This is a genomic window from Acidithiobacillus sp. (genome assembly GCF_023255755.1).
Lineage (GTDB): Bacteria > Pseudomonadota > Gammaproteobacteria > Acidithiobacillales > Acidithiobacillaceae > Acidithiobacillus.
The window spans coordinates 1-7,417 of sequence record NZ_JAGDVS010000125.1; the positions used below are offsets into that span (position 1 = coordinate 1).

The 7,417-nt window shown below is 54.2% G+C and carries 10 protein-coding genes; all 10 read left to right on the top strand.

The window, feature by feature from the left end:
- A partial coding sequence (locus Q0C48_RS08685) for a heterodisulfide reductase-related iron-sulfur binding cluster (RefSeq protein WP_291523451.1) occupies positions 1–476 on the top strand: 476 nt, incomplete at its 5' end.
- Between the two features lie 12 nt (positions 477–488).
- Positions 489–1,544, top strand: coding sequence for an FAD-dependent oxidoreductase (locus Q0C48_RS08690; RefSeq protein ID WP_291523453.1), 1,056 nt, complete (start codon positions 489–491; stop codon positions 1,542–1,544).
- Positions 1,534–2,352 (top strand): hypothetical protein, encoded by an 819-nt coding sequence (locus tag Q0C48_RS08695; RefSeq protein ID WP_291523455.1) that lies wholly within the window; start codon positions 1,534–1,536, stop codon positions 2,350–2,352. Before Q0C48_RS08690 ends, Q0C48_RS08695 begins: the two co-directional genes overlap by 11 nt.
- A 23-nt stretch (positions 2,353–2,375) precedes the next feature.
- On the top strand, positions 2,376–3,095 hold the full coding sequence (locus tag Q0C48_RS08700) for a 4Fe-4S dicluster domain-containing protein (protein WP_291523458.1): 720 nt from the start codon (positions 2,376–2,378) through the stop codon (positions 3,093–3,095).
- Positions 3,088–3,999: a CoB--CoM heterodisulfide reductase iron-sulfur subunit B family protein gene (locus Q0C48_RS08705; RefSeq protein ID WP_291523460.1), complete on the top strand. Its 912-nt coding sequence runs from the start codon at positions 3,088–3,090 to the stop codon at positions 3,997–3,999. The genes Q0C48_RS08700 and Q0C48_RS08705 overlap by 8 nt, the downstream gene beginning before the upstream one ends.
- A gap of 66 nt (positions 4,000–4,065) precedes the next feature.
- Positions 4,066–4,512, top strand: coding sequence for a glycine cleavage system protein H (locus Q0C48_RS08710; RefSeq protein WP_291523462.1), 447 nt, complete (start codon positions 4,066–4,068; stop codon positions 4,510–4,512).
- Positions 4,509–4,904 carry a DsrE family protein gene (locus Q0C48_RS08715; RefSeq protein ID WP_291523464.1) on the top strand — a complete coding sequence of 132 codons (396 nt, stop codon included), beginning with the start codon at positions 4,509–4,511 and terminating at the stop codon, positions 4,902–4,904. Before Q0C48_RS08710 ends, Q0C48_RS08715 begins: the two co-directional genes overlap by 4 nt.
- A gap of 56 nt (positions 4,905–4,960) precedes the next feature.
- A complete protein-coding gene (locus tag Q0C48_RS08720) occupies positions 4,961–5,401 on the top strand; it encodes a glycine cleavage system protein H (protein ID WP_291523466.1) in 441 nt (146 codons plus the stop codon).
- Between the two features lie 83 nt (positions 5,402–5,484).
- Positions 5,485–6,606: a radical SAM protein gene (locus Q0C48_RS08725; protein WP_291523467.1), complete on the top strand. Its 1,122-nt coding sequence runs from the start codon at positions 5,485–5,487 to the stop codon at positions 6,604–6,606.
- 48 nt (positions 6,607–6,654) lie between these two features.
- Positions 6,655–7,417 (top strand): lipoate--protein ligase family protein (locus Q0C48_RS08730; protein ID WP_291523469.1); only part of this gene is annotated, 763 nt, incomplete at its 3' end.

Genomic DNA, 7,417 nt, shown 5'->3' on the forward strand with positions numbered 1-7,417 from the left:
CCCTGGGTGCCCAAGTTATCGACTACTCCACCTGGTATGACTGCTGTGGCTTTGGTTTCCGCCACATCATCTCCGAGCGCGAGTTTACCCGCAGCTTCACCATGAATCGCAAGATCAAGGTCGCCCGGGAAGAAGCCAACGCCGACGTGATGATCGGCATCGACACCGGCTGTATCACCACCATGGACAAAAACCAGTGGATCGGCAAAGCCCATGACATGAACTACAGCATCCCTATCATCGCCGACGTGCAGCTCGCGGCCCTCGCCTGTGGCGCCGATCCCTTCAAGATAGTCCAGTTGCAGTGGCACGCTTCACCCTGTGAAGACCTGGTGGAAAAGATGGGCATCAGTTGGGACAAGGCCAAGGCCGACTTCCAGGAATATCTCAAGCAGGTGGAACAGGGCAATGTGGAATACCTCTACAACCCCGAACTCGCCACCAATCAGAACATCAACATGCAAGCGGGCGCTTAAGGAGAAAGTTCAGTGAGTGCACAAGATACAGTGTTAGTCGTAGGTGCAGGTCCAGCAGGTTTGTCGGCAGCCGCCACCATAGCCTCCATGGGTAAGAAGGCCGTCATTGTCGAGAAGGAAGATATTCTTGGCGGTGCTCCCATCATCTCCGGTTACGCCAAACTGGTACCTTCGGGCGAGTGGGCTAAAGATGCCATCGGCCGTATGGTCAGCCGTGTGGAAGGCGACGGGAACGTCAGCATTCACAAGTCTGCCAAGGTCACCCAGGTAGTGGGCGAAGCAGGTAACTTTACGGCCACCTTGAGCAACGGCGATAAGGTCGAAGCGGGTGCGATCATTCTCGGTACCGGATTCACGCATTTTGACTCCATCAATAAACCGGAATGGGGCTTCGGCACCTATGAAGACGTGCTTACCACCACGCAGATGGAGCAGATGGTGACTGCAGGTCAGATCCGTTGCCCCTCCGATGGCCGGGTTCCAGAACGCGTGGCCATCCTGCTTTGCGTTGGTTCGCGCGACCGCCAGATTGGTCGTGAATGGTGCTCCAAAATCTGCTGCACCGTTTCCACCAATCTCGCCATGGAGATCAAGGAAATTTCGCCGAGCACCGACGTGTTCATCTACTACATGGACATCCGTACCTTTGGCCTTTATGAAGACAAGTTCTACTGGAAGAGCCAGGAAGAATACAAGACTAAGTTTGTCAAAGCGCGTATTGCCGAAGTTACCAAGTCCCCTGATGGCCGTTTGTTGGTTAAAGGCGAAGATACTCTGGTTAAGCGTCCTATTGTGATTCCCATGGATATCGTCGTTCACGCCATCGGCATGGATCCCAATGCGTTGAATCCGGAAATTGCCAAGACTTTTGGTATCGGTCTGGAAAAACATGGATTTATTGATCGTGCGGAACAGTACACGAATAGTCAGGGCACGACGCGCAAGGGTATCTACGTGTGCGGCGCTGCTACAGGTCCGGAGGATATTGATAGTTCCATTGCTCAGGGCCAGTCCGCTGGTTCGCGTGCGGTAGCCGATCTCTACGGACAGCAGAAAGTTGCCAGCTGACATCTACCACAACGGGAACGAAGAGCATATCGTTCCCGCCTCACTGCCGATTGAGCTCGATAAGGGACTGCTCAGCAGATCTTTTTATGAGCTTGAAGAGGCATTCGAGGGGCAGCAGGGTCTTGCTGACCTGGTCAGTAGCCTGACAGAGAAAACGGCGAGTTTTCGTCGTCTCCTGCTGGAGGACAAACGGCCGCTGACGGACGCACAGATGGCGCATCTCGTGGAGCAGATGTTTACCGCGAGACGCAAGATCTGGCCCGTCATAGAGGAGCAGGGTGCTGCACGGGTAGGTGAAATGATGCGCGATTTGCTGGATGGTCACGGCGATCTGGCACAGCGCATGACGCGTTTTGAAGAGGCTTTGCCTGCCACAGGAAAAGCGAAACGCGTTATCAGGGATATGGGGGCCGAAGTTTTGCACTTCAGCGATCCCGAGCGGTATCCGCTGATGACGCGATGGGTCTGGGATCAGGGTACCACTTCGGGCGCGGTGCGGGAATTCATCCGTGGGGGAGACTACCTGACCGACTTCCCTTTTGGCGAAAGCCCGGAAATGTTTGAGGGCTTGCGCCAGTGGATGCGGGAAGCGCTGTTAGAACTAGGGGTATATCGTGATGTACCTTATATGGTCGATATCATCCTGGCCCACCAGTATTCGCAATATGTGCGCGCTATGGCGGAAGGCTTTTTGCGTTCGGATTTTGGCGGCCAAACAGACTTTACGGAACAGATTCGTAAGTTGCTGGGCGTAGAGGTACACCGGCGAATGGGTGGCTCTCGTATCAAGAGAGACGACATTCATTAATGAATTAGGGTATAGGAGCGGCTATGGCTATTCATGAGAAAACACTGATCGATCCCGATCGGATTTTGCAGCACGATCACCTGGTAGTAGATGGGGTGGATGTTTCCGGTTCCTGGAACACCATGATTACCCCACGCACGCTGACGGACTACGAAGAGCATTTTGAAGAGATCATCCAGAGTTACAGCGGTGGTGAGAACGTGCATCGCTGCTGGCAGTGCGGTTCTTGTACCAATTCCTGCACCATGTATGCGCAGAACGTGGATTTTAATCCGCGTTACTGGATTTATCTGATTCGTTTGGGGCTGAAAGCCGAGCTGATAAAGGATAAAGATATCATCTGGCAGTGTGTTTCCTGCAATAAATGCACCAACATCTGCCCTAAGGATGTCCGTCCTGAAGGAGTGATGAAGGCGACAGCGCATTGGCTGGAAGATAACGGCTTAACGCCCAAGACGCTGTCCACACATTTTGATGAAGAGTTCACGCATCAGTGTATCGAGTATGGGCGCATTGAAGATACTGAGGTGATGATGGGGTTTTTCAAGCGCTCCGGCCAGCCCATGGTGCAGCCCTGGATCGTGGAGTTTGGCAAACGTTTGACTAAGCACCTGCCTTTAGGCCAGTTGGCCAAAATGGGAATGAACACGGTGTTCCGTCCGAAGACCAAATCATGGGGTAAAACCGGTGAAGTCCTCGCTGAGTATGTGAAGGCACAGAAGGAGGCCGCTCATCATGGCTAAAGTTGCATATTATCCGGGCTGTGCGCTGGAAGGTTCCGGCGGACCCTATGACAAATCCACCCGCGTTCTGGTGAAAGAACTCGGTCTGGAGATGGAAAACCTCGAAGACTACAACTGTTGTGGTGCGATGGAAGTGAAGAACATTCATCCCATGCTGCAGACGTATATGTCTGCGCGGAATCTGGCTATTGCCAGTAAGCTGCAGGGCTGCGATACGGTGATGGCGCCTTGTAATGGCTGCTATCGTAATCTGAAGCAGGCCGAATATGAGTGCGCTACTTCGGAAGAAACCATGAAGACGGTGCAGGAACTCGCCGACAAATCGGGTGACCCTGTTTATGAAGGCGATGTGCGCAGCTTGCATGCGTTGGAATGGTTCATGGAGGAAGTGGGCACCGACGGCATCAAAAGTAAGGTCAAGAAGAGCTTGAATGGGCTGAAGATTGCCAACTACTACGGTTGCATGTACACCCGTCCCCGGCAGATTTTTCCGGAGAAGGATCAGGGTCCTGGCTCCGAGTCTTCTTATGCGCCACATTTTATGGATGACTTGTTATCCGCTGCCGGTGCCGTCAGTGTGGATTTTCCTCTGAAAACGGCGTGTTGTGGCGGCGCCCATACGTTATCGGATTCGGACACTTCCACCCAGTTGGTGCTGAATATCCTTCAGGCGGCGGAAGATGCCGGTGCGGAAGTGATCGCCACCGAATGTCCTACCTGCCATTCCGGCCTGGAAATGCATCAGGTACGTGCCGAGATCGAGTTTGGTATCAAATCGAACGTCAAGGTGATTTATTTCACCCAGTTGCTCGGTTTGGCCATGGGTCTGTCTGCGCGCAAAGTCGGTATCCCCGACAATGTCAGCGACTCGATGGATCTTCTCGCTGCCAAAGGTATTATCTAACGGTGTAGAAAGGCGCCCCTTTGCGGGGCGCTTTTTTTTACCTGCCGCTGACACCAGGGGAAGGCTATGGAATGTAACGGTTGCGAATTCCGCGCCGAATTATATTACGATCGGGAATGCCAAATCTGGGTGCGACGCGAAGGCGATGGCACACTTACCGTGGGTATGACCGACATATCTCAGTCGATTGCGGGAAAGATTTTGCATGTCCGGGTACGCAGGCCTGGGACACGTCGTCCGGTGGGTAAGCCGGTCGCCACTATTGAGAGTGGGAAGTGGGCAGGTCCGGTGCCGAATGTCTTTGATTGCGTGATTGATTTGGCTAACGAAGATGTGTTGGAAGATCCCAATCTTCTCAATATTGAACCCTACGAAGCATGGATCGCACGGGTACGGCCAGTGGCTTCGGTAGACGTTGCGCTCGAAAAGCTGTCTACTGGAGACGCTGCCTTTGAGTTGTACCGGCAGCGCTGTCTGCGTGATGATATTCATTGTGAACGAGGAATGCGATGAGCGATCACTACCTGGAGGATCAGGGCGAAAAGTCGGTAGTCATCGTGATGACCAGTGGGCCAAGCACGGCACATCGCTGTGCGACACCTTTTTATCTGGGCGCCCTGTTGTCTTCCATGGATGCTGAGGTTAAGATTTTTTGCACGATGGAAGCGGTCAGGCTGATGCAGGCGGGTGTTGCGGAAAATCTCTCGGCGATGGCTGGTGGTAAGCGCATTATCGACTTTATTCGTGACGCAAAAAATGCCGGGGTAGAAATTCACGTATGTCGCCCGGCACTTCCAGGCTATGAGATCGAGGCCGATAACCTGATTGAGGAAGTGGATGCGGTGGCGTCTGCCGGTGATCTCGCCGACTTGATTTTGTCCGTGGACCGATTGCTGTTTTTTTAAATAATGCTGCCTGGCAGCATGCTCTGTTTACCTAAAATGTAACCCCGAAGGAGAAAATGATGGGAACTGTACGTGGCTGTGAAATCCCCGAAGATCTGCTTTACAACGTGGATAATAACGTGTGGCTGCGCAAGGAAGATGATGGCAGTGTGACCATCGGTATGACCTCCTATGCTTGTGCGTTGGCTGGACAGATCGTTTCTTATACGCCGAAGGGCGCTGGTAAGGACATCAAGAAGGACAAGTCGGCAGCGACCGTTGAGTCTGGCAAATGGGTAGGCCCGTTGAAGAGTCCCGTCAGTGGCACCGTCGTATCGAGCAATGATGATGTTGCGAAAGATCCCGGCCTCATCAACAAAGATCCCTATGGCAGCGGCTGGATTGCCAAGCTTACCCCGGCCGACTTCGACGGTGACGCTGGTGAACTGAAGACCGGCGCCGACGCTTTGGCGGCCTTTGAAGAAAAGATGACGGCTGATGGTTTTGGCGGCTGCTGATTAGCAAGGCCCGTCATGATCCAAGAAGACGGCTGCATTTGCGGCCGTCCAGCCTTCTCTCTGTGTAAAGGATGGAAATTCATATGAACCCATGGTTAAACGCCGTTTCTCAAGTAGAGGCTTTGGAGGATTTGGTCCTCAATGCGGATTTGGTGGACTCTATGCGCGAACGCTGGTCCGGTCTGTCCGGTAGCCAGGTGGGTCGTATCAATTTCTATACACCTTCTTTCAAGCATCATGAAACATCGGAGGTCTCCGCCTGTGGGAAGAATGCCTTCCCGGCCATTTCCATCACCGGTGGGGACTGTAAGTTACAGTGCGATCACTGTAAGGCGAAGATTCTGGAGCCGATGATTCCGGTGCGGACGCCAGAAGAACTGGATCGTCTGGTGGACCAGATTGTCCTGGATGGGGGCCGTGGGCTGCTTCTTTCAGGAGGTTCTGACCATCAGAATGTGGTCCATTATGAACCCTATTTCCCGATGGTGCGCAAGATCAAGGATCGATATCCGAGTTTACAGATTGCCATGCATACGGGTATTGCGACCCCGGAGTTTGCACGCGGGATGGAGGATGCAGGCGTCGATGTGGCCATGATGGATGTGATCGGTGCGCAGGACACCATCAACCAGGTTTATCATTTGCGCCGTTCGGTGGATGACTTTGAGGCCGCGCTGGAAGCTTTGGTCGCCACCAAGATGAAAGTGGTGCCGCATATTGTCATCGGGCTGCATTACGGTGAATTGCTCGGTGAGTGGAACGCACTGGAAATCATCCGACGGCATATGCCCAGTGCCCTGGTGTTGGTGGTAATCATGCCGCAGTATGCCGCTTCGAGTCGGCCTTTCGCGACGCCAGCGGCGGATGAAATCGGTAAATTCTTTATGGATGCGCGGACTGCGCTGCCGGAAACGCCGGTATTGCTGGGCTGCGCGCGGCCTTCCGGCGTGCATCGTTCCATCACCGATACCTATGCGGTCATGGCGGGATTGAACGGGGTGGCCTTTCCCTCTGATGGCATGCTAGCCCTCGCCAAGCACCTGGAACGGGATGTCTTTGTGACACCTTCCTGCTGCTCCATGATTGTCGGTGAAGAAGTCCTGGCGCTCGGTGACGAGACGACCACCATGCCCTTGGACTATGTCCCCGCCGCGCCGAAGCATCGTACACAACTGCGGGATATCCCGATTGTGTTTACAGCCTGAGACTGCATTGTTTCTTCTGGGCTTCACGTTCGTCCGGCTGCTTGCGTTATGACTACGTATAACGCCAAAGACTGGCTTGTGGTCGATACCGGCTTGCGCCCGGCCGACGAAAATATGGCATTAGACAAGACGTTGCTCGTGGCGATGTCCGAAGGTCAGATTCCCAACATTTTCCGCTTCCTGCGCTTTGAGGAATCCGCGCTAGTCGGCTATCACCAATCACCTGAGCAGGAACTCAACTTGGAGTTCTGTCGTGAGCAGGGGATCGCGGTGCAGCGTCGTCTCACCGGTGGTGGTGCACTGATTTTTGATCCCACCCAGATAGGCTGGGAGTTGGTTTGTCGGCGGGACGCGCTGCCCCAGGGTGATATGGCGTCGTTGTCACGAAAGATCTGTGAAGCGGCAGCGGTTGGCTTGTCTCTTTTGGGAGTGACCGCGCAATTTCGTCCGCGCAATGATATTGAAGTGGCAGGGCGAAAAATTTCCGGCACCGGTGGGATTATGGATGGAGACACCTTGCTGTTTCAGGGCACGGTGCTGGTCGATCTGGACATTCCGCGGATGTTGCGCGTACTGCGCGTACCGCTGGAGAAACTGGATGCCCATGCCATCTCTTCGGTGGCGGAACGGGTGACGAGCTTAAAAGCCTTGTTGGGTAAAGCACCGGAGTTGATGGCGGTGCAGAAGGTCTTGCTGGATGGTTTCCGCGCGCATTTGGGGCTGTCTTTCGTCCAGGGCGACTTGCCGGATGCCGTAGCCGCGCTGTTGCCGGAGGCGTTGGCGGAGGTGCGTGACGCGGAGTGGCTCGGCA

Bases quoted from the DNA above. Each gene is read 5' to 3' on its own strand.
- Q0C48_RS08710 (WP_291523462.1), top strand. From the start codon at position 4,066: ATGGAATGTAACGGTTGCGAATTCCGCGCCGAATTATATTACGATCGG.
- Q0C48_RS08715 (WP_291523464.1), top strand. From the start codon at position 4,509: ATGAGCGATCACTACCTGGAGGATCAGGGCGAAAAGTCGGTAGTCATC.
- Q0C48_RS08725 (WP_291523467.1), top strand. From the start codon at position 5,485: ATGAACCCATGGTTAAACGCCGTTTCTCAAGTAGAGGCTTTGGAGGAT.
- Q0C48_RS08705 (WP_291523460.1), top strand. From the start codon at position 3,088: ATGGCTAAAGTTGCATATTATCCGGGCTGTGCGCTGGAAGGTTCCGGC.
- Q0C48_RS08700 (WP_291523458.1), top strand. From the start codon at position 2,376: ATGGCTATTCATGAGAAAACACTGATCGATCCCGATCGGATTTTGCAG.
- Q0C48_RS08720 (WP_291523466.1), top strand. From the start codon at position 4,961: ATGATGGGAACTGTACGTGGCTGTGAAATCCCCGAAGATCTGCTTTAC.